The sequence below is a fragment of the Glycomyces buryatensis genome (genome assembly GCF_004912275.1).
Classification (GTDB): domain Bacteria; phylum Actinomycetota; class Actinomycetes; order Mycobacteriales; family Micromonosporaceae; genus Glycomyces; species Glycomyces buryatensis.
The window spans coordinates 118,427-138,579 of sequence record NZ_STGY01000083.1; the positions used below are offsets into that span (position 1 = coordinate 118,427).

Annotated in this window: 19 protein-coding genes and 1 riboswitch; of the genes, 2 read left to right on the forward strand and 17 right to left on the reverse strand. The window is 68.3% G+C overall.

What is annotated here, in order from left to right; all coding sequences use genetic code 11:
- Nucleotides 1-2 precede the first annotated feature (2 nt).
- Nucleotides 3-725 carry a succinate dehydrogenase cytochrome b subunit gene (locus tag FAB82_RS25380; protein WP_211116857.1) on the reverse strand — a complete coding sequence of 241 codons (723 nt, stop codon included), beginning with the start codon at nucleotides 723-725 and terminating at the stop codon, nucleotides 3-5.
- Nucleotides 726-804: 79 nt separating this feature from the next.
- Here FAB82_RS25380 and FAB82_RS25385 point away from each other — a divergent pair, with 79 nt between their 5' ends.
- Nucleotides 805-1,731 carry a LysR family transcriptional regulator gene (locus tag FAB82_RS25385; protein ID WP_136537358.1) on the forward strand — a complete coding sequence of 309 codons (927 nt, stop codon included), beginning with the start codon at nucleotides 805-807 and terminating at the stop codon, nucleotides 1,729-1,731.
- Nucleotides 1,732-1,770: 39 nt separating this feature from the next.
- Here the strand turns inward: FAB82_RS25385 and FAB82_RS25390 are convergent, their stop codons facing one another.
- Complete coding sequence (locus FAB82_RS25390; RefSeq protein WP_136537359.1) at nucleotides 1,771-2,145, reverse strand: ankyrin repeat domain-containing protein; 375 nt, start codon at nucleotides 2,143-2,145, stop codon at nucleotides 1,771-1,773.
- 241 nt (nucleotides 2,146-2,386) lie between these two features.
- On the opposite strand from FAB82_RS25390, the gene FAB82_RS25395 reads away from it, so the two are divergent.
- Entirely contained in the window at nucleotides 2,387-2,641 is a 255-nt protein-coding gene (locus FAB82_RS25395) for a hypothetical protein (RefSeq protein WP_136537360.1), read from the forward strand.
- On the opposite strand, the gene FAB82_RS25400 is transcribed toward FAB82_RS25395, so the two are convergent.
- The 15 genes from FAB82_RS25400 to FAB82_RS25470 form a co-directional block, all read right to left on the reverse strand.
- Nucleotides 2,627-3,727 (reverse strand): chorismate-binding protein, encoded by a 1,101-nt coding sequence (locus tag FAB82_RS25400; RefSeq protein WP_136537577.1) that lies wholly within the window; start codon nucleotides 3,725-3,727, stop codon nucleotides 2,627-2,629. The genes FAB82_RS25395 and FAB82_RS25400 overlap by 15 nt on opposite strands.
- A gap of 32 nt (nucleotides 3,728-3,759) precedes the next feature.
- A complete protein-coding gene (locus FAB82_RS25405) occupies nucleotides 3,760-5,319 on the reverse strand; it encodes a VWA domain-containing protein (protein ID WP_168801768.1) in 1,560 nt (519 codons plus the stop codon).
- Between the two features lie 209 nt (nucleotides 5,320-5,528).
- A complete protein-coding gene (gene gcvP / locus FAB82_RS25410; protein WP_136537362.1) occupies nucleotides 5,529-8,351 on the reverse strand; it encodes an aminomethyl-transferring glycine dehydrogenase in 2,823 nt (940 codons plus the stop codon).
- Nucleotides 8,352-8,424: 73 nt separating this feature from the next.
- Nucleotides 8,425-8,525, reverse strand: a riboswitch (glycine riboswitch).
- 21 nt (nucleotides 8,526-8,546) lie between these two features.
- Complete coding sequence (locus FAB82_RS25415; protein WP_136537363.1) at nucleotides 8,547-9,098, reverse strand: MerR family transcriptional regulator; 552 nt, start codon at nucleotides 9,096-9,098, stop codon at nucleotides 8,547-8,549.
- Between the two features lie 120 nt (nucleotides 9,099-9,218).
- On the reverse strand, nucleotides 9,219-9,689 hold the full coding sequence (locus tag FAB82_RS25420) for a bifunctional nuclease family protein (protein ID WP_136537364.1): 471 nt from the start codon (nucleotides 9,687-9,689) through the stop codon (nucleotides 9,219-9,221).
- Between the two features lie 160 nt (nucleotides 9,690-9,849).
- Nucleotides 9,850-10,287, reverse strand: coding sequence for an FHA domain-containing protein (locus tag FAB82_RS25425; protein ID WP_136537365.1), 438 nt, complete (start codon nucleotides 10,285-10,287; stop codon nucleotides 9,850-9,852).
- Between the two features lie 34 nt (nucleotides 10,288-10,321).
- Nucleotides 10,322-10,702 carry a glycine cleavage system protein GcvH gene (gene gcvH / locus FAB82_RS25430; protein WP_136537366.1) on the reverse strand — a complete coding sequence of 127 codons (381 nt, stop codon included), beginning with the start codon at nucleotides 10,700-10,702 and terminating at the stop codon, nucleotides 10,322-10,324.
- Nucleotides 10,703-10,827: 125 nt separating this feature from the next.
- Nucleotides 10,828-11,433, reverse strand: a complete 606-nt coding sequence (locus FAB82_RS25435; RefSeq protein ID WP_136537367.1) for a CDP-alcohol phosphatidyltransferase family protein — start codon at nucleotides 11,431-11,433, stop codon at nucleotides 10,828-10,830.
- Nucleotides 11,434-11,751: 318 nt separating this feature from the next.
- The gene (locus FAB82_RS25440; protein ID WP_136537368.1) at nucleotides 11,752-12,378 is read right to left on the reverse strand and encodes a hypothetical protein; all 627 of its coding nucleotides are present in this window, start codon (nucleotides 12,376-12,378) and stop codon (nucleotides 11,752-11,754) included.
- A 127-nt stretch (nucleotides 12,379-12,505) separates the two neighbouring features.
- Nucleotides 12,506-13,117, reverse strand: a complete 612-nt coding sequence (locus FAB82_RS25445; RefSeq protein WP_136537369.1) for a hypothetical protein — start codon at nucleotides 13,115-13,117, stop codon at nucleotides 12,506-12,508.
- A 24-nt stretch (nucleotides 13,118-13,141) separates the two neighbouring features.
- On the reverse strand, nucleotides 13,142-14,029 hold the full coding sequence (locus tag FAB82_RS25450) for a carbohydrate ABC transporter permease (RefSeq protein WP_136537370.1): 888 nt from the start codon (nucleotides 14,027-14,029) through the stop codon (nucleotides 13,142-13,144).
- Nucleotides 14,026-15,024 (reverse strand): carbohydrate ABC transporter permease, encoded by a 999-nt coding sequence (locus FAB82_RS25455; protein ID WP_211116858.1) that lies wholly within the window; start codon nucleotides 15,022-15,024, stop codon nucleotides 14,026-14,028. The genes FAB82_RS25450 and FAB82_RS25455 overlap by 4 nt, the downstream gene beginning before the upstream one ends.
- Nucleotides 15,025-15,052: 28 nt before the next feature.
- On the reverse strand, nucleotides 15,053-16,351 hold the full coding sequence (locus FAB82_RS25460; protein ID WP_136537371.1) for an ABC transporter substrate-binding protein: 1,299 nt from the start codon (nucleotides 16,349-16,351) through the stop codon (nucleotides 15,053-15,055).
- Between the two features lie 130 nt (nucleotides 16,352-16,481).
- Nucleotides 16,482-17,927, reverse strand: a complete 1,446-nt coding sequence (locus FAB82_RS25465) for a rhamnulokinase (RefSeq protein WP_136537372.1) — start codon at nucleotides 17,925-17,927, stop codon at nucleotides 16,482-16,484.
- 165 nt (nucleotides 17,928-18,092) lie between these two features.
- Nucleotides 18,093-20,129, reverse strand: a complete 2,037-nt coding sequence (locus FAB82_RS25470) for a bifunctional aldolase/short-chain dehydrogenase (RefSeq protein ID WP_136537373.1) — start codon at nucleotides 20,127-20,129, stop codon at nucleotides 18,093-18,095.
- Nucleotides 20,130-20,153: the final 24 nt, after the last annotated feature.

A 20,153-nucleotide genomic window follows, 5' to 3' on the forward strand; every position in this document is an offset into this window, starting at 1 on the left:
GTTCAGCTCACCAGTCCGAAGGTGACGGCCAGGGGCACGATCGCGAACCCGGCGACGACGATGACGGCCAGACCCAACGCGATCGCCTGCGTGCGACCTCGCCAGGCGGTGTTCGGCCCGGCAATGGTCTGCACGGCCGACCAGACGCCATGGCGCAGGTGGAATCCGAGGGCGACCAGAGCCAGGAGATAGAAGACGGTGACCGGCCAGCGCGAAGGGTCGAACGTCGCCACCACGGCGCCATAGGCGTCGGGGACGTCCTTGACGGGATTGACGGTGCGCCAGGTCAGGTCGAGCAGGTGCCAGATCACGAAGAGGACGATGACGACCGCACCCCAGCGCATCGTGGCCACGGCATGACGCGACTCGCCCTTGGCGGGCTTCTTCGAGGCGTAGCGCACGGGCCGGGCGTGAATGGCGCGGTGGGTGAGGACGATCGCGGACCAGATGTGGGCGGCGACGGCGGCAATGAGGCCGATCCGCATCACCCACAGGAGCGATTCGTGAGGCAGCAGGGGCTCGCCGAACGTCCGCAGACCGTGGGCGTAGGCGTTCATCTCCTCGCGGCCCTCGAAGACGTGGAGGTTGCCGGCCATGTGGGCGATGATGAACCCCACCAACAGGATGCCGGAGACGGCCATGACGATCTTCAGGCCGATGGATGAGCGCAATCGGCTCTGGGGCTTGGGTGGCGCGGCTTTGCGCGGCTGCACTGCGGTAGACACGGTGCCCAACGCTAGACGCGATACGCATCACGAGTCCAATGCATGGCCAAGCGACTTTCCATGCCGATACGTTATGAACATGCGCCCGCAGCAGCTCACCGCATTCATCACCGTCGCAGAAACACGGCATTTCACCCAAGCAGCCGAAAACCTCGGTGTGACGCAACCATCACTGAGCAAGCAGATCGCCGCACTCGAAACAGAACTCGGCGCCACCCTCCTCACACGCACCCGCGGCCGAATCGAACTCACCGACACCGGACGGACACTGCTACCCCACGCACGACGCATCACCGCCGCCCACGAAGCCGCACACACCGACATCGACGACGTCCTCGCCATACGCGCCGGACGACTACGACTCGGCGCCACCCCATCACTATGCTCCTGGCTCATCGCACCCCTACTGATCCGCTACCGCGAAGCCCACCCGGGCGTACGGGTCTCGATCACCGAGGACGGCTCCGGGCCACTGACCGAGCGGCTCGCCGCCGGCGACCTCGACCTGGCCTTCACCATCGGCGAACGAGGCCCCGGCACCGGCCTGACAGTCACCCCGCTCCTGCGCGAAGCCCTCGCCGTCGCCTCCGCGGCACACCTGCCGCCACTGACCCGCCAGGCCTACATCGGACTCCCACAACTCAGAGAACAAGCATTCGTCCTACCCGCACACGGCTACGACCTGCGCAACATCACCATCGAAGCATGCCGCGCAGCCGGATTCACCCCGATCGTGAGCGTCGACGGCGGCGCCACCGACGGCGTCGCCTCACTCGTCGAAGCCGGACTCGGCATCGCACTCCTACCGGCAATGATCGCCGCCGCCACCCCAGGCCTCCGCGCCACACCGATCGCCCCACCCGGAGCCAGCCGCACCATCACCCTCGCCTCCCGCGCCGAAACACCACTGACAAAAGCCGCCAGCGCCTTCGCCGACATCCTCGACACACACCTCAGAGACCTCCACGCATGGGGACGCCTCCCCGAAGGCATGCGAGCGCTCTAAAAGCCCGAAACCACAAGCAACCACACCGCGCTGGCAGGCCTAGCCGTCCTTGAAGGCGTCGCGGTCGAACATGGCCGCGATCTGCCGGGCCGAGGGGGTGCCGATGTCGGGGTCGGCGCCGTGGGCGAGCAGGACGGTCACGACCTCACCGAAGTCCTTGAAGACCGCGCCGGCCAATGGCGACTGGTCGCGGTCGTTGCGTTTGTCGACTTCGGCGCCTCGGCCGAGCAGGGCCCGGACGGTGTCGGCGTGCCCGTGATAGGCCGCGAGCATGAGCAACGAATCGCCCGACCCGTTCACCAAATCGATGGGGACTCCGCCGTCCACAAACGCCAGAAGACGGTCGGTCTCGCCTTGCCGAGCCAGATCGAAGGCCGCATCGGCGATCTGTTGGAAATCCGCATCATCACTCACATCAGGAGTCTGACACAGGGCCTCGGCCGCTTTTGTCCGATCCGCACAGCAGACCACAACCCGACACCACCCGGTCCGCCCTGGTCATCGGGCGCGCATTCACCCCCGAGGTATCAAGCAGGGTATTGACATCGCTATGAGCAGGCGGGAAAGATTGACCTCAGGTTCGCCAGAGGTGCTGACATCAACTCGGGGCTGGGCCTGTATCGGTGGGAACAGCAAAACGGTGAGGACCCGGGGCATGAGCGAGCCGAAAATCCTAGGACAGTTCCAATTGGAGCATCGCACCATTCAAGTCAGCGGGGACGACAGCAGCACTGGCACTGCCTGGCTCCGCCGTGTCCACCCCGATCCGCCCATGGCGCTCGGATGCGTGGTCGAACTCGATTCCACCACGCCCCGGCTGCGGCTCTACCGCGCCGAATGGCCCGACGACCTGCGCGAGGCCGCGAAGGAGCAGACGATCGCGATCTGGAAGACCTCACGCATCCGTTAGGGCCCGAACGACACCGGCGGCTTTCGCCTCGGCTTCGGCCACTTCCGCGCCCGGGTCCGAGCGCCACGTGATGCCGCCGCCGGCCCATACGTGGACCCGTTCGGCGTCGAAGGCGACCGTCCGGATCGACACGCCCAGGCGCAACCGGCCGCCCGAAAAGTAGCCGAAGCCGCCCATGGCGGGGCCGCGCCCGACCGGCTCCAGCGCGGCGACGATGTCGAGCATCGCCAGTTTCGGGGTGCCGGTGACCGAACCGGGCGGGCACATCGCCCGCAGCAGCTCGTCCATGCCCGTATCGGAGGCGAGCCGGCAAGAGACCTGGGATTCGGCCTCCCACAGGTCGGCCCAACGTCGCAGCCGGAACAGCTTGGGGACGGTCACGGTGCCGGGGACGGCGACGCGAGCGAGGTCGTTGCGCTCGAGATCGACGATCATGACGTGTTCGGCGCGTTCCTTCACCGAAGCGGCCAGCTCCGCCAGGCCCGCATCGGTTGCCGGCGCGGTGCCCTTGATGGGATAGGTGGACGCCGTGGTGCCGTCCGATTCGAGGAAACACTCACCCGAACCGGTTGCGACCATCCAGTCCTCGCCCGCCAGAACCCCGCCCCACGCCGCGCCCTCGATACCGCACACCGCCGCAGCCGCCCGGGCCGCATCGCCGTGCCACGGCGCACTGCGGTGCCCCACGACGCAAGCCTGATAGACCTCACCGCGCCCGATGGCCTCCTGCACCGCCATCACCGCCTTGGCGTGATCGGCCCCCGACCACGACCGGCTCCAGGCCCCCACACCGAACTCCCCGGGCGGGGCAGGGGCGCGTTCGGGGCCGTGGCGGAAGGCCACCAGCGCTACATCCGGGACGGCCGCTATCGGGGTGTGCGCTCCGGTGGCGCCGCCGACCATGACCGCACCGGCCGCCGCCGAAACGAGTACGGCAACGCCGCAGATCGAACCGTCAGTGTCGGTATGCGGCTCCGCGTACAGGGCACAGAAGTCCGCCACGAGCTCGGCCGGGTCACCGCCGTCGCCCAGACGCCATTCGAACCGGTCGACCTCCACCAACCGCCCCCGGCACCCTGCGGGCATTCCCGGAGGGGCCGCCGCGACCGTCCCGAATCTCACCCCATCGACCGGATCTGATCCAGCACCCCGCCGTCGGCGGGCGCCTCGATATACCAGCCCTGCGTCGCCTCCGCGATCCGCGTCAGATTGTCCGCATCCGCGGCATCGAAACCGACCGTGACCACCGAAACCGGCTCCGACAGCGAACCCGACGCATCAGCCAGGTCGTCCACCGTCTCATCGATCGACGGCGAACTCACCGAATCCGTCCCACCAGCAGTCAACACGACCACAACGTTATCCGCACCCTCGACCGCATGCTCGGCCATGAACGTGTACGCATCCGTCACCGCCTTGAACAGCGGCGACCCGCCCTCGTACAACGCCTGGTCCCCCAGGTTCGAAATCGCCGACGCCATCTCCGATCTATTGTCATCCGACAACTCCGCCAGCGGCGCCAATGACTCCCAATTGTCCTCGGTCGCCCCGTCGCCGAACGCCCACAGCCCCGCCTGCGACGTCGACGCCAATTGCTCCACGGTCGCCGCCACCGTCGCCAGCTCCGCCCCTGCGACGTCGCCGCCCGCAGTCCCGTCCGTGGACCGGTCGACCACGAACAGCACATTGAGGTCGCGACGCAGTGCCTGCCAGGCCCGCACCGCCTCATGCACGGTCTCGCCGCTGATGGACGCCGCGGCCGCGTCATCGACCGGGCTCAGATCAGCGCCGGCCAGTTCCTCCTGCGCCTCGGCGGACTCCAGGAAAGCGCCGAACTGCGTAGCGACCTTCCCGTCGCCCGGCGAGACCCAACCGGTCCCGTCGAGTACCTGGTAGGTGGAGACGGCATTGAACCCGCTGCCGGCGGGTGTAATCGGGATCAGAGGGTCCTCTTCCAAGCCCGCATCCAGATTGATGTCCTCGACCTGGAAGTCGAGCGTGGTGAAGGCCTTTCCGGTCAGGGCCGGGTCCTCGGAGGCGAGGATCTCGTCAACCAGCGTCTCGGCGTTCTCGGCGGACATGCCGGCGTCGATGGCCTCACCGAAACGGCTCATCGCACTCGGATCGATCCCGCCCTCACCGTCACCCACGGCATTGAGCATCGTCACCAGGCCCTCGGTCGAGGTGCGCGGGTTCGCCGCGGCCATGGTCAAGTCCCCCGCGGCGGCAGCGTCGAGCACGTCGCTCCACGACGGCGGCTCCCCACCGACCCAACCCAGACTCTCGGCCGTCGACTCCGCGACCGCCAACACCGGTTTCGACTCACCCAGCACCACCGGATCGGCCTGGAAATACCCGGCCGTGACTTCACTGCCGCCGACCCAGTCGATCCACGCCTGCGAATCGGTCGCCCACGCGATCGGCTCCGTGTCGAGCGTCTTCTCGTTCCACTGCCCCGTCAGGCCGCGCGAGGCATCGGACGACGAAACCTCCGAGACACTGACGCCCACGCACTGGCCGTCGACCTTCGGGTCCTGCGACTCCCACTCCCGTGCCAGATCATCCAGCGCCCCGGCCAGACTCGGCGACGCGGCCACGGTCACCCGCCACACATCCGAACCGCACCCCGAACGGATCAATGTCACGAATCCGGCCGTCAACGCCGACGCGACCAGCACGCACACCAGCGTGATCATGATCCACGGCGCAATGGGCAGCCGCGACCCGCCCTTCTTGCGTCGCCGACCCAGCCGGTGGGACTTCACGGCGCGCGCGGTACCGAAAACCATCTGCTCACTCCTGGGGGATGCGTCGGCAGCCAGTGTAGAGCCCGTCCACGCCCACGCAGACGAGCCCTACTCACCGGTCATCCGAACCAGAGCGAACCTCAACCGGTATAGGCGTCCAACGGCGGGCACGTGCACGCCAGGTTCCGATCCCCCCAGGCATTGTCGATCCGGCCCACCGGCGGCCAGTACTTCGCCGTTGACACTCCGGCAGGCCAGGCCGCCTCGGTGCGGGAATACGCCCGGTCCCACTCGTCGCCCGTCACCACCGCGGCGGTGTGCGGCGCCAGGCGAAGCGCCGACTCCTCCACCGGCAGGACACCAGCCCCGACCTGGTCGATCTCCGCCCGGATCGCGATCATCGCCTCGCAGAACCGGTCCAATTCGGCCAGGTCCTCGGACTCCGTCGGCTCGACCATGAGCGTCCCGGCCACCGGGAACGACATCGTCGGGGCGTGGAAGCCGTAGTCGATGAGCCGCTTCGCCACATCCTCGACCGTCACGCCCGTCCGCTGGGTGAGCTCGCGCAGGTCGAGGATGCACTCGTGCGCGACCAGGCCCTGCTCTCCCGCGTACAGCACCGGATACGACTCGCGAAGGCGCGCGGCAATGTAGTTCGCCGCCAGCACGGCGGACGCGGTCGCCGCGGTGACGCCGTCGGGCCCCATCATCCGCAGGTACATCCACGGAATCTGGAGGATGCCGGCACTACCCCAGCGGGCCTGGGAGACCGGCCCGACCGCGCCCGGCGCCTCGGCCATGGGGTCGGAAGGCAGATACGGCGCCAGGTGCTCGGCCACGGCCACCGGACCCACGCCCGGACCGCCACCGCCGTGCGGAATACAGAACGTCTTGTGCAGATTCAGGTGCGAGACGTCCGCCCCGAACCGGCCCGGCTTCGCCCATCCCAGCAATGCGTTCAGGTTCGCCCCGTCGACGTACACCTGCCCGCCCGCGTCATGGACCTTCCCGCACACCTCCACGATGGACTCCTCGTACACGCCGTGCGTCGACGGATACGTGACCATCAGCGCCGCCAGGGAATCGGCATTGGCCGCGATCTTCGCGTCCAAGTCCGCCAAGTCGACATTGCCGGCCTCATCGCAGGCGACGACCACCACGCGCATGCCGGCCAGGACCGCCGACGCCGCATTCGTGCCATGCGCCGACGCCGGAATCAGGCACACATCACGGCCCGCCTCCCCGCGATCGGACTGCCACGCCTGGATGGCCAGCAGCCCCGCCAACTCACCCTGGGAACCCGCATTGGGCTGCACCGAAACGGCCGCATAGCCGCACACGTCCGCCAGCCAGCCCTCGAGCTGCTCGATCAAACGCCGCCAACCCGCGGTCTGTTCCCGGGGAGCGAGCGGGTGCACATCCGCGAACTCCGGCCACGTGATCGGCTCCATCTCCGCCGCCGCATTCAACTTCATCGTGCACGACCCCAACGGAATCATGCCCCGATCAAGTCCATAATCCACATCGGCGAGACGCTTCAGATAACGCATCATCGCCGTCTCCGAATGATGCGAAGAGAACACCGGATGCGTCAAGATCGCGTCCTCACGCCGCAGCGACACCGGAATCGCCGCAGCGGTCGCGCCGGCGAGCCGCGCCCCGAAGGCGTCGCAGACGATTCGCAGGTCCGCCTCGGTCGTGGTCTCGTCGCACGCGACGGCCACCGTGTCGGCGTCCACCCGCCGCAGGTTGATCCCGATGGCCGCGGCCTCGGCGACGACCGTGTCGGCATGGCCCGGCATCCGGGCCACCACCGTGTCGAAGCACGAATCCCCCGCCACGTCGATCCCGGACCCGCGCAGCGAGGCCGCGAGCCGGGCCGCCTTCTCCGCGGTGTCCTCGGCGATCCGGCGCAGCCCCTCGGGGCCGTGCCACACCGCGTACGACGCCGCCATGACCGCCGGAAGCACCTGGGCGGTACAGATATTGCTCGTCGCACGCTCCCGCCGGATGTGCTGCTCCCGCGCCTGCAACGCGAGCCGCAGCGCCGGAGCCCCGGACGAGTCGCGCGAGACGCCGACCAGCCGGCCGGGCAGCTGGCGCTTGAGCTCCTCACGGACCGACATGTACCCCGCGTGCGGACCGCCGAAGCCCATCGGCATGCCGAGCCGCTGGGTCGAACCGACCACGATGTCCGCACCGAACTCCCCCGGCGCGCGCAACAGCACGAGCGCCAGGACGTCGGCCGCCACCGCGACCTTCGCGCCGCGCTCATGCGCGGCCGCCATGGCCTCGGACCAGTCGAGGATCGCGCCGTCAACGCCTGGGTACTGCAACAACATCCCGAACATCGACTCGGGCAGATTCGTCTCGTCCCCGCAGTCGGTGACGACCAGATCGATGCCGAGCGGCTCGGCCCGAGTCCGCAGCACCGCGAGGGTCTGCGGCAGCACCCGCGAATCCACCACGAACACATCGGAGGCCCCGCGCGAGGCGGCCCGGCGCGCCAGCAGCATCGCCTCGGCCGCCGCACTCGCCTCGTCGAGCAGGCTCGCGCCCGCCACCGGCAGCCCCGTCAGGTCCGCGATCACGGTCTGGAAATTCAGCAGCGCCTCAAGCCGGCCCTGGCTGATCTCGGCCTGATACGGCGTATAAGCGGTGTACCAAGAGGGGTTCTCCAGGACACCCCGACGGATCACCGCCGGGGTGTGGGTGCCGTGGTAGCCCAGGCCGATCATCGAACGCATCGGCCGATTGGACTCGGCGATCGCACGCAGCTCGGCCTGCGCCTCGGTCTCCGACACCGCCGCGGGCAGCGCGAGCGAATCGGACGAGCGGATCAGCGCGGGCATACAGGCGTCCATGAGCGCCTCGATACTGGGTTGGCCCACGGCCTTGAGCATCGCGTCGCGGTCGGCGGCGCTGGTGCCGATGTGGCGGGAAGAGAAGGAACGGTCGGACACGGGTCCTCCGGTGACAGGTCGACGGCAGTTGCGGTCCCCTCGTCTGTCACCGGCGCGCCGGCTTCAGAGCGGCCAATCCCGGGCGGTCCTGGTACCTGAGAGTTTGAAGCGAGGGACTTGCCCCTTCGGTGCCGTGTAGCGCATGAGGCCCACGATCTCTCCCGCCCGGTTTTCCGGCTCTGCCGCCATCGTATGTCAGGATGCCGATTGCCGTCTTCCGGGCACCTCGCTCATGTGAGCCGCCGCGTCGGGCACGTGCAACTGCGTCGGTGCCTTGACCGGCGCCTCCCCCGGGAGAGCCGACAGGCGGCCCATCACCTCGGTGACCGTGGCGCGAACCGCGATCCCGAACACGCCCTGGCCCCCGCGCAGCAGGTCGATGACCTCGCCGGCCGAGCGGCACTCGTAGACGGTCGTCCCATCGGACATGAGTGTGATCTCCGCCAGGTCCTTGACGCCGCGGCTGCGCAGCGCCTCGACGGCCTTGCGGATGTTCTGGAGCGAGACCCCGGCGTCCAGGAGGCGCTTGATGACCTTCAGGACGATGATGTCCCGGAAGGAGTAGAGGCGGTTCGACCCCGACCCCGAGGCCCGGCGGACGCTCGGCTCGACCAGGCCGGTGCGGGCCCAGTAATCGAGTTGGCGGTAGGTGATGCCCACGACCCGGCACGCGGCCGTGCCGCGCCAACCCCGGATCTGGCTGGGCGGGACCGTGGTTCGAGCGGTCGATTCACTGTGGGCATCCATCGCATCCTCCGCGCCGTGAGGCTGTCTACGAAGGTGAGACTAACGCCGGGAGCCACCACAATGGCTGGAACAAGAGAATTGCTCGACAGTGTTGCGGCAGGTAGAGAGCCGCAGGTCAGATCAGTGGTGTTCGCCGAAGTCCTCGGGGCTGATCTCTTCGAGGAACTCGCGGAACTTCTCCACTTCGTCCTCCTGTGTGTCCGGAAGGACCACCCCGGCCTCGTCCAGGACCTCGTCGGCGCACCAGATCGGGGAATCGGTGCGCAGCGCGAGCGCGATCGCGTCCGAGGAGCGCGAAGACACCCGAAGATCGTCGTTCAAGACGAGCTCGGCGAAGTAGACCGTCTCGCGCAGCTCGGTGATCTCCACCGACGACAGCGTCGCGTCCAGTGCTTCGAGCAGATCGCGCATGAGGTCATGGGTGAGCGGGCGGGACAGCTGCACATCCTGCTGCTGGTAGGCGATCGCCGCCGCCTCGACCGTGCCGATCCATATCGGCAGGTACCGATTGCCATCGGCCTCTTTCAAGAGGACTACCGGTTGGTTGCTCGGGAGTTCCACGCGGACCCCGACTACGGTCATCATCCGCACCGGTTCGCCTCCAACAGCTGCCGTCACCACTGATGCCGGACCCGCCACGGGTGATCCCGAGGCGGGTCCCTCTGTGTCTCAGCCTACTCGCAATACACCGACACTCGAAGCGAGTGAACGGCACTGCGCCGGTGCACGGCGGCGCCTCGAACGCGGCCGCTCAGGCGGCGGCGGGCTTGGGGCCGCTGATGAACACCAGGCGGAACTTGCCGATCTGCACTTCGTCGCCGTTGCCGAGCGTCGCGGTCTCCACGCGCTCACGGTTCACATAAGTGCCATTGAGACTGCCGACGTCGCGGACGGTGAAACCGACCGCGTCACGATGAAACTCGGCGTGGCGCCGGGAGACAGTCACGTCGTCAAGGAAGATATCTGAATCGGGATGACGTCCGGAGGTCGTCACCTCGGTGTTCAACAGGAAACGGGCGCCGGCATTGGGTCCACGGCGGACTACCAGCAGCGCGGTTCCCGCCGGCAGTGAATCTGCCAGTCGTGCCGAATTCAGCTCCGCGTCGACCTCGCCGCTCTCCTGCAAGGCGGAGAGGTTCATCGTGGCCGTCACATCCGGCGGAGGGAACTCATCATTCGAACGCGTCATGGATTGCCACCTTCTACAAGTCTGGACCCTCTGGTCACTCCGTAGTTAGCTTCGCATACGCATCGGCGTTGAGCAAAGCAGTGAGCGAGCCGGAATCCTCGACCTCGATGTCGAACATCCAGCCTGCCTGATAGGGGTCGTCGTTCACCAATTCCGGGGTTTTCGCCAATTTGTCATTGCATGCGAAAATCTTACCGGTCACAGGAGCGTACACGTCAGAGACGCTCTTGGTCGACTCCACTTCGCCGACCACCTGCTCCGTCCTCACCTCGGCGCCTACCTCCGGGAGCTGGACGAACACGACGTCGCCGAGTGCGCTCTGAGCGAAGTCGGTAATACCGATACGGACGATATTCCCCTCCCTCTGCTCGACCCACTCATGCTCCGCCGTATAGCGCAGTTCCTCCGGAATCACCTGGTGCTCCCCTCTGAGAAGCCCGCCGATCGGCGGGTCGGACGCACATGACCGTATCGCCTACTGAGAGGGCGCCGACGGCGGGGCGTGCCTTGCGTGATGAAGGCTGCCGATACCGGTGCTATTCAGGCGGTCACATGCTCGCGGGCGTGCTTGCCGCGGATCAGGCCGGTCGCCTGCCTCAAGTAGACCACCGCGGCCAGCCAGTACAGGCCCAGACCCCACCACGCCAGGGCCCAACCCAGCGGCTTGGCCCAGGAGTCGCTGTCGGCCACCAGGCCGGCGATGACGAGCACCGGGAAGGACATGAACACCACCGTGGTCGCGCACTTGCCGAGGAAGTGCACTTGCGGCGGCGCGAATCCGTGCCAGCGGAGCACCAGCACCATGGACACCAGGACGGCTTCGCGCAGCAGCACCGCCAGAGTGAACAGCCACGGCAGCAGGCCGACGTACGTCAACGACAGCAGCGCGGTGAGGATGTAGAGCCGGTCAACGAACGGATCCAGCAGGCGCCCGAGCTTCGAGACCTGGTTCATGCGCCGGGCCATCTGCCCGTCGACCCAGTCGGTGCCGCCGCCGACGGCGAGCACCACCGCGGCCTGCCAGTAGTACTCCGTGGCCATCAGGAGATAGCAGAACAGCGGAATCCCCAGCAGGCGGACAGCGGTGACCAGGTTGGGCCACGTCCATACGCCCCAGCCGGCGGGTGGCGCTGCTGACTTGCTCAAGGCGGTCCTCTCGGTGGCTCGATCGAGCCTTCTCGGTCTCCTCTCGCCCGCGAGGTTCGCGGACGCGGTGCGGTTCGACGTCGGTTCGGTGGGTGTACAGCGATTCTAGCCTCAGGGGTACGACACTGTATTCCCAAAATGACGGGCTGTTGATCGGTAGCTGACGGGCGGAGCCCGACTTTTTGAAGAGTTGGGGCTGGCAACGGGCCGTCTATAGAGGAGGTTGTAAACCTCGAAGTCAATATATCTTTAGTTAAAAACGTGATAGGAAACAACCCGGACCGATGTACCGGTCCGGGTTGTGGTTGTCCCTCAGGGCTATTGCGGGGGCGCACCCGGGATGTCCATACGCTGTTCCGGCTTGCGGAAGAACGCATTGGCGGAGGGCACTGCCAGCAGGATGATCACCAGGAGCGAGCCGAGGGTCGCCAGCAGGACGACGGCCCAGTCGACTGCGACGCTCCAGGCGGGGAAGGCCGCGAAGGCGGCGTCGACCAGGGCACCGGCATCGAGGGCCTCCAGGTTCTCCTCGCCGGAGTTGTCGAACGTCCACTGGAGGAACGGCCCCAGGAACAGCTGCCCGGCGAAGGCGAAACCGCCGCAGACGAGCACCAGCGGCTGGATGACCCAGGTGATGATGCGGGCCGGGCGCTTGCCGGCGCCGTTGAGGAGTCCCAGGGTGAGCAGGCCGAGGGCCACCACGAGGGTGGTGTACATGCCCGCGCCGCCGCCGAAGTCGTTCTGCGAGTCGTCGGGCAGGTCGGCTATCTCCAGACCCTGGCTGGCCAGCTCGGCCTCGAAGGCCGCTTCGGCGTCGGCGCCGTAGACCGCGCCGACGATCGCCGAGACGACCAATGCGACGGCGAGGAGGATCTGGAGCCACACGGCGACCGTGACGGAGCCGGGGCGAGGCGGTCTGGTTGGGGGTTGAAGCGATTGGGACATGGCTACCTCCAGGGAATGGATGCCTCTCACGCTAGCAAGCATCGACCACCTTCGCTGGAAGGAATACCGTCCTACTTGAGCATGAGTCGCACCTACTCCCCTGGCAGGGCAACGCTCTCGCTCCGGCTCATCCCTCCGTCCGGTGCAAGCGGCGCCGGCGGACCGCCACCGCCGCGCCGACCACGCACCCGCTCATCGGCATGAACAGGATCGGCAGCGCCCACATGCACGCAAGCAGGACCGCCAAGCCCCCCAACAGGATGCCGGTGCCGCTCAGATCGCGCCTGGTGTCGTCCACGGCGACTGCGAACAGGCCCCGCCAGTTCTCGCCGGGCTCCCACGCGGCCGCCGCCCGCAGCAGCACCGTCGCCGCGAGCGCGGTGACCATCAGCGTCAGCAGGGCCATCTGGCTTCGGCCCGGGACGCCCTCCTGCGCGAGCACCGCCAGGTCGAGGGCCAGCAGTGCGGCGCAGCCGATGACGGCCGCCCCGGCCCGCCAGCCCTCCCTGACCGCGGTGCGCAGATCGCCGACGAAGTCGCCGAGGGACGAGGGAGTGCCGTCGACGAACGCCGACAGGTGTCTCGCGGACGCGGCCAGCGCGGCCGGGACCGTCACGATCGGCAGCGCCGCGACGGTGAACCACACGCCGGTCAGCAGGCACTCGGCGAAGAGCGCGAACTGGGTCGACCATTGGCCGGGCGTGCGGCGGCCCCGGCTGCGGACTTTGCGTCGGCGCACTGTCTGCTCCCTCGTCACCATGGTCTAGCCCTTGACGCCCGAGGTGGCGATGCCCTTGATGAGGAACTTCTGGAAGACCAGGAAGAACAGCACCACGGGGACCAGCGACAGGAGCGTCATGGCCATCATGCCGCCGTAGTTCGAGATGCCCTCGGAGTTGTTGTAGGACTGGAGGAGTCGGGGCAGCGGGAACTTGTCGATCTCGTGCAGGTAGATCAGCGGGCCCATGAAGTCGTTCCACGACCAGATGAAGGTGAAGATCGCGGAGGTGACGATCGCGGGCCGCATGAGCGGCAGCATGATCGAGAAGAAGATCCGGAAGTGTCCGGCGCCGTCGATCTTCGCGGCCTGGTCCAGTTCTCGGGGGATGCCGCGCAGGAACTGGATGTAGAGGAACACGAAGAACGCGTCCAGGGCCAGGAACTTCCCGATGACCAGCGGGGTGATGGTGTTGACCATGTTCAGTTCGCTGAAGATGAGGTACTGCGGGATGAGCATGACCTGGCCGGGCAGCAGGAGCGTGGAGATCACGACGGCGAACATGGCTTTGCGGCCGGGGAACTCCAGGCGGCCCAGGGCGTATGCGGTGATCGAGCAGGACATCACGATGCCGATGACCGACAGGGAGGCGATGACGGTGGAGTTCCAGAAGAACCGCCACAGCGGGATGCCGGTGAGGCCCCCGAAGGCGCTCCTGAAGTTGTCCCAGGTGACGGGGTCGGGGATCAGCGAGGTGTCGGTGATGATGTCGGTCGTGCCCTTGAGGGACGCGGCGATCACCCACACGGCCGGGTAGAGGACGACGGCGAGCACGGCCAGAAGGGACAGGTGCCAGACGGCCGACCTGACGCGTTCGGAGGTGGTGCGTTCGCGCCTTGGTATGACGCGGCCGTCCGCGAGTTTGATGCTCACTTGTTGTCCTCCCCTGCGTAGTAGACGAGCTGTCCGGCGGCGCGGAACATGATCAGCGTGACGATGCCGACCGCAAGCACCAGGACCCAGGCCCAGGCCGAGGCGTAACCCATGCGGAAGTCGGTGAACGCGAGCGTGTAGATGCGCACCGTGTAGAACAGCGTCGACCATGCGGGGGCGCCGGAGTCGCCGCCGATGATGTAGGCGGGGCCGAACAGCTGGAAGGCGTGGACGGTCTCCATGAGCACGTTGAAGAAGATGACCGGCGAGAGCATTGGGATGGTGATGTTCTTGAACTTCTCCCATTTGCTGGCGCCGTCGACGTCGGCCGCTTCGTAGAGCTCCTGGGGGACCTGCATGAGGCCGGCCAGGAAGATGACCATCGGCGCGCCGAAGGTCCACACGCTCAGCAGGACGAGCATGACGATCGACACCGACGGGTTGCCGATGAATCCGCCGCCGTCCCAGCCGAACATGCTCATGAACTTGTCCTGGGGGCCGTTCTGGGAGAACAGGGCCTTCCAGACGATGGCGATGCCGACGCTCATGGCGATGAGCGAGGGCATGTAGAACGCGGCCCGGTAGAAGCCCATGCCGCGGCGGTTCTGGGCCAGGAGCATCGCGACCGCGAGGGACGCGACGAGCTTGATCGGCACGGCGAGCACCACGTACAGCAGGGTGACCTTGACGGCGCGGGCGAACATCGGATCGTCGAAGATCGCGGTGTAGTTCGCCAGGCCGACGAAGTCGCCGCCGCGGATGAGGTGGTAGTCGGTGAAGGACAGGTAGAGCGACCACAGCATCGGACCGATGGTGAGCACCGCGGTGCCGATGAGCCAGGGGGCCATGAAGGTGTAACCGGCGAGGCGCTCGCCGCCGCGGAGGGCCGAGGCGCGGCGCTTGGCCGCACCTCGGCTCGTCCGCGTCGGTGGCGCTCCGGTCGCACCGCCCGCGCCCTTAGCGGGCGGGGCGGTGGTGGGTGGAGACGCTGACACGGTTGGTTTCCTCGTCCGTCGTGGTGGTCTACTGCTCGGCCGCGAGCAGGGTCTCGGCCTCGGTGAAGAACTGGCCCGCGGCCTCGTCCGGGGTCATCTCGCCGAAGCGGACCTGCTCGTAGATCTCACCGAACTTGACCTCGATGGCGCCGGTGGCGGCCGGCGGGGCCGGGGGCGGGCTGGTCAGGTACTGCTCGACGCTCGTCTCGTAGTCGAGGACGGCCTGCGAGTACGGGTCCAGCTCGACGTTCTCCAGGCCGACGTTGGTGGCCGGGATGCCGCGGTTGGTGCCGAGGATCGCAATGGCCTCCGGGTCGGTCATGAAGAAGTCGATCAGTTTGGCGCCCTGCTCGCTGTACTCCGAGGTGCCGGAGATGACCAGCTGCATGGACGGTTTGAGGTAGAGGCCCAGGTTCTCCGGGTCGTCCGAGGGGGGCGCGGCGAGGCCCACGGTGCCGCCGAGTTCTTCGACGCCCGGTGCGTGCCAGGCCAGGAAGTTGTCCCAGCCGATCTCGGAGGCGATGGCGCCCATGGCGAGGCCGTCGACCTCCCATTCGATGGTGGTCTCGATCGGGGGGAGCGCGCCCGAGTCGTGGAGCGGCTTGCACTTGGACCACCAGTCGGTCAGCTGGGCCTGGTCGAAGGCGAGGGCCGAACCGTCTTCGGCGAAGAAGGTGCCGCCCTGCTGGCGCAGCCACAGCTCCATGAAGTGGTACTGACCGGCGTAGTCGCCACCGCCCCATTCGCCGTCGCCGCCGAGCTTCTCGGTCAGCGCGGTCATGGCGGCGTGGTAGTCCTCCCACGTGTCGCCCGCGGCCGGGGCCGCGATGCCGTGCTGCTCGAACAGGTCGGTGCGGTAGAGCAGGCCGAGCGTGTTGCCGGCCGCGGGGACCGCGACGAGTTCATCGTTGACGTAGCAGGTGTCGAGGTAGCCCTCGCGGTAGTCGGACGTTTCGACCACGCCGTCGAGGGGCAGGAGCAGGCTGCTGTCGGCGAACTGGAGCAGCCGCGAGTAGTCCATCTGGAAGACGTCGGGCAGGTCCTGGGACGCCATGCGGGTGGTCATGCCCTCCCAGTACACCGGGAAGTCCGCGAAGTTGGTCTTGACCTTGATGCCCTCGTTCTTCTCCTGGAAGAGGTCGATGGCCTCCTGGGTGATCTCGGCGCGAACCGCGTCGCCCCACCATTCGAAGCTGATGGTGATGGGGTCGTCGGCGGTGCCGGCGGGCCCGTCGTCACCGCACGCGGCGGTGGCGCCGAGCGTCGCGGCAGCGGCGGCTCCGGTGAGGAGGGTCCGGCGCCGGGCGCGGATGGGATTGCGAATCATCGTTGATGCTCTCCTTGTTACAGAGGGGTCCCGCAGTCGCGGGCCTTCAGGATCTCTTCAGTTGGCTTCAGGTGCTATTCAGTTGCTCCGGTGTTCCATTGAGTTGGTCCGCTAGAGGCGGCCGGAGGGGTCAAGGGAGTCGAGCCGCGGCCTGTTCCCAAGGGCCCGTGGAGCCTTGGGGCAGGTAGCGGCGGGGCCGGGCGGAGGCGCGGGCGGCCGTCCGCCGGGCCTCGGTGCCGGGGGCGATCAGGCCGGTCGCCTGGGCCTGGACGAGGGCGTTGCCGAGGGCGGTGGCCTCGTCGGGGCCGGCGAGGACGACTCGGCCGGTGGCGTCGGCGGTGAGCTGGCACAGCAGCTCGTTGTTGGAGCCGCCGCCGACGATGTGGACGACGTCGACCTCCTGGCCGGTCAGGGCCTCGAGGCTGGCGATGGCGCGGCGGTGTGCCAGCGCGAGGGAGTCGAGGATGCAGGAGGTGATGTCGATGTAAGAGTCCGGGACTCGCTGGCCGGTGCGCTCGCAGTAGGCGCGAATGCGCGCGGGCATGTCGCCGGGTTCGGCGAAGGCCGGGTCGTCGGGGTCGACGACGGAGCGCAGGCGCTCGGTCTCGGCGGCGGCCTTGATGAGGTCGGCGAGGTCGATGTCGAGGCATTGGCGCTGCCAGGTGCTGCGGGACTCGTTGAGGAGCCAGAGTCCGGCGATGTTGCGCAGGAAGCGGATCGTGCCGTCGGCGCCGCGTTCGTTGGTGAATCCGGCGTCGAGTGCCTCGGGGGTGAGGATCGGTTCGGTGCGTTCGCAGCCGACGAGGGACCAGGTGCCGCAGGAGATGTAGGCGGCGTGGTCGGTCTCGTAGGGGACGGCGGCGACGGCGGCGGCGGTGTCGTGGCTGGCGGTGGCGATGACGCGGGTGTCGCTGTCGAGGCGGGTCCGGGCCGCGGCGGCGTCGGTGAGGTGGCCGAGGACGGTGCCGGTGGGGGTGATGTCGCCGAGCAGGTCGGGTTCGATGCCGGCGAGGGCGCACAGCTCGGCGGACCAGGTGCCGGTGGCCTGGTCGACCATGCCGGTGGTGGAGGCGTTGGTGGCCTCGCAGGCGCGGTTGCCGGTGAGCCAGTAGGCGATGAGGTCGGGTATGAGGAGGGCCCGGTCGGCCGCCGCGAGGGTCGCGGGGCGTTCGGCGGCGAGTTGGAAGAGGGTGTTGAACGGTTGGGGTTGGATGCCGGTGGTGGCGAACAGGTCGCCGGCGCCGGTGCGGGCGAGGACGGCTTCCTTCGCCTGGGCGTTCCTGGCGTCGCGGTAGGCGACCGGGGTGGAGAGGAGGTGGCCGTCAGCGTCGATGAGGCCGTAGTCGACGGCCCAGGAGTCGACGCCGATGGCGCGGACCTCGCCGAGTTCGCCGAGTCCTTCGAGGATGCTCGACCACAGTCCGAGCAGGTCCCAGTGGAGGCGTCCGGCGAGTTCGACGGCGCGGTTGGGGAATCGGGCGACCTCGCGCAGGGCGATGCGGTCGTCGGCGACGGTGGCGGCCATGACCCGGCCCGAGGAGGCTCCGAGGTCGACAGCGACGAGCACGTTATTCATGGGCGCCCGCCTCAACGGTGCGGTATTCGGGTCCGGAGCGCGCGACGCGCACGGCCGGCGCGTCGCATGCGCGCCGGACCAGGAAGCCGCGAGCGCGGCCGTCCGGGACGGCTGCGCGAGTGCGCGGCGCTCGCGCGGCCGGCGGTAGCGGTGTCGGGTGCGGACTCATCGGAGGAACCCCTGGGGATTGCCCGAGTCGACGGGGATGTGGACGCCGGTGGTGAGGCCGAGGTCGGGGCCGACGAGGGCGTAGACGGCGTCAGCGACGGAGGCGGGCAGCACCTCTTTCTTCAGGAGGGTGCGTCCGGCGTAGTACTGGCCGAGCTCTTCTTCCTTGACGCCGTAGACCGCGGCGCGTTCGGCGCCCCAGCCTCCGGCGAAGATGCCCGAGCCGCGCACGACCCCGTCGGGGTTGACGCCGTTGACGCGGATGCCGTGCTCCCCCAGTTCGGCGGCGAGGAGCCGCACCTGGTGGGCCTGGTCGGCCTTGGCCGCGGAGTAGGCGATGTTCTTGGGGCCGGCGAAGACCGAGTTCTTGGAGGCGATGTAAACGATGTCGCCGCCGAGTCCCTGGGCGATCATGTGGCGGGCGCTCTCTCGGGCGACGAGGAAGGAGCCCTTGGCCATGACGTCGTGCTGGAGGTCCCAGTCGGCGGCGGTGGTCTCGGTCAGCGGCTTGGACAGCGACAGGCCGGCATTGTTGACGACCAGGTCGATCCCGCCGAAGGCCAAGGCGGCCTTGCCGATCGCAGCGGCGACGGCGGTTTCGTCGGTGACGTTGCAGGCGACTGAGGCGGCGACGTCGGCGTTGCCGACCTCGGCGGCCGCGGCCCCGGCCTTGTCAGCATCGAGGTCGGCGATGACGACGCAGGCGCCCTCGGAGGCGAGACGGGTGGCGATGGCCTTGCCGATGCCGCCGGCGGCGCCGGTCACGAACGCGACGCGCCCGGCCAGGGGCTTGGGTTTGGGCAGCCGCTGGAGCTTGGCCTCTTCGAGTGCCCAGTACTCGATGCGGAACTTCTCGGACTCGGCGATCGGCTGGTACGTCGAGATCGCCTCGGCGCCGCGCATCACGTTGATGGCGTTGACATAGAACTCGCCCGCGACGCGTGCGGTCTTCTTGTCGGCGCCGAAGGAGAACATGCCGACGCCGGGGACGAGCACGATGGCCGGGTCCGCGCCCCGCATTGCGGGCGATGCCGTCTCGGCGTAGCGCTCGTAGTAGGCGCGGTAGTCCTCTCTATATGCGGCGTGGCGCTCCTTGAGGTGTTCGATGACCTCGTCCAGGGGCGCGTCGGCGGCGGTCTCCAGGACCAGCGGCCGGACCTTCGTGCGCAGGAAGTGGTCCGGGCAGGAGGTGCCGAGCGCGGCGAGTTCGGGCATCCGCTCGGTGCCGAGGAAGGCCAGGACCTCCTCGGCGTCCGTGAAGTGGCCGACCTGGCGACGATCGTGGGAGACCAGGCCGCGGACGATCGGGGCCAGGGCGGCGGCCCGCTCGGCGCGGACGGACGGCTCCAGCGCGCCCCACTTCGCGACCGGCGCGCCGAAGGGCGCGGGGGTCCCGTGCTCGGCGAGGTACGCCTCGCAGCCGCGGATGATCTCCAGGGAGTTCGCTTCGCACTCCTCGGAAGTCGCGCCCCAGGCGGTGATGCCGTGTCCGCCGAGGATGCAGCCGATCGCCTGCGGGTTCTCGCGTTTGATCTGTGCGATGTCCAGGCCCAGCTGGAATCCCGGGCGACGCCATGGAACCCACGCGACCCGGTCGCCGAAGCACTCCTTGGTCAGCGCGGGGCCGTCGGCGGCGGTGGCGAAGGCGATGCCGGAGTCGGGGTGGAGGTGGTCGACGTGCGCCGCGTCGACCAGTCCGTGCATGGCCGTGTCGATGGAGGGAGCCGCTCCTCCCCTGCCGTGCAGGCAGTAGTCGAAGCGGGCGACCATTTCGTCCTCGGCCAGGGCGCCGGGGTAGGTGCCGACCATCGAACGCAGCCGGTCGAGTCGCAGCACGGCGAGTCCTTCGGGCCTCAGGGTGCCGAGGTCGCCGCCGGAGCCCTTGACCCACAACAGGTCGACGGCATCCCCGGTGACCGGGTCGGTCTCGGTGCCCTTCGCGGAGGTGTTGCCACCGGCGAAGTTGGTATTGCGCTTGTCGGCGCCGAGGCGGTTGGAGCGGTCAATGAGGTCGGCGACGGGATTCGATGTCATGCTGCGTCTACTCCGATTCGGGGC

What these genes read in the sequence shown, in the direction of transcription:
- FAB82_RS25385 (WP_136537358.1), top strand. Translation starts at nt 805, where the DNA reads ATGCGCCCGCAGCAGCTCACCGCATTCATCACCGTCGCAGAAACACGG.
- FAB82_RS25395 (WP_136537360.1), top strand. Translation starts at nt 2,387, where the DNA reads ATGAGCGAGCCGAAAATCCTAGGACAGTTCCAATTGGAGCATCGCACC.
- FAB82_RS25400 (WP_136537577.1), bottom strand. Translation starts at nt 3,727, where the DNA reads ATGCCCGCAGGGTGCCGGGGGCGGTTGGTGGAGGTCGACCGGTTCGAA.
- FAB82_RS25415 (WP_136537363.1), bottom strand. Translation starts at nt 9,098, where the DNA reads ATGGATGCCCACAGTGAATCGACCGCTCGAACCACGGTCCCGCCCAGC.
- FAB82_RS25425 (WP_136537365.1), bottom strand. Translation starts at nt 10,287, where the DNA reads ATGACGCGTTCGAATGATGAGTTCCCTCCGCCGGATGTGACGGCCACG.
- FAB82_RS25440 (WP_136537368.1), bottom strand. Translation starts at nt 12,378, where the DNA reads ATGTCCCAATCGCTTCAACCCCCAACCAGACCGCCTCGCCCCGGCTCC.
- FAB82_RS25460 (WP_136537371.1), bottom strand. Translation starts at nt 16,351, where the DNA reads ATGATTCGCAATCCCATCCGCGCCCGGCGCCGGACCCTCCTCACCGGA.
- FAB82_RS25465 (WP_136537372.1), bottom strand. Translation starts at nt 17,927, where the DNA reads ATGAATAACGTGCTCGTCGCTGTCGACCTCGGAGCCTCCTCGGGCCGG.
- FAB82_RS25470 (WP_136537373.1), bottom strand. Translation starts at nt 20,129, where the DNA reads ATGACATCGAATCCCGTCGCCGACCTCATTGACCGCTCCAACCGCCTC.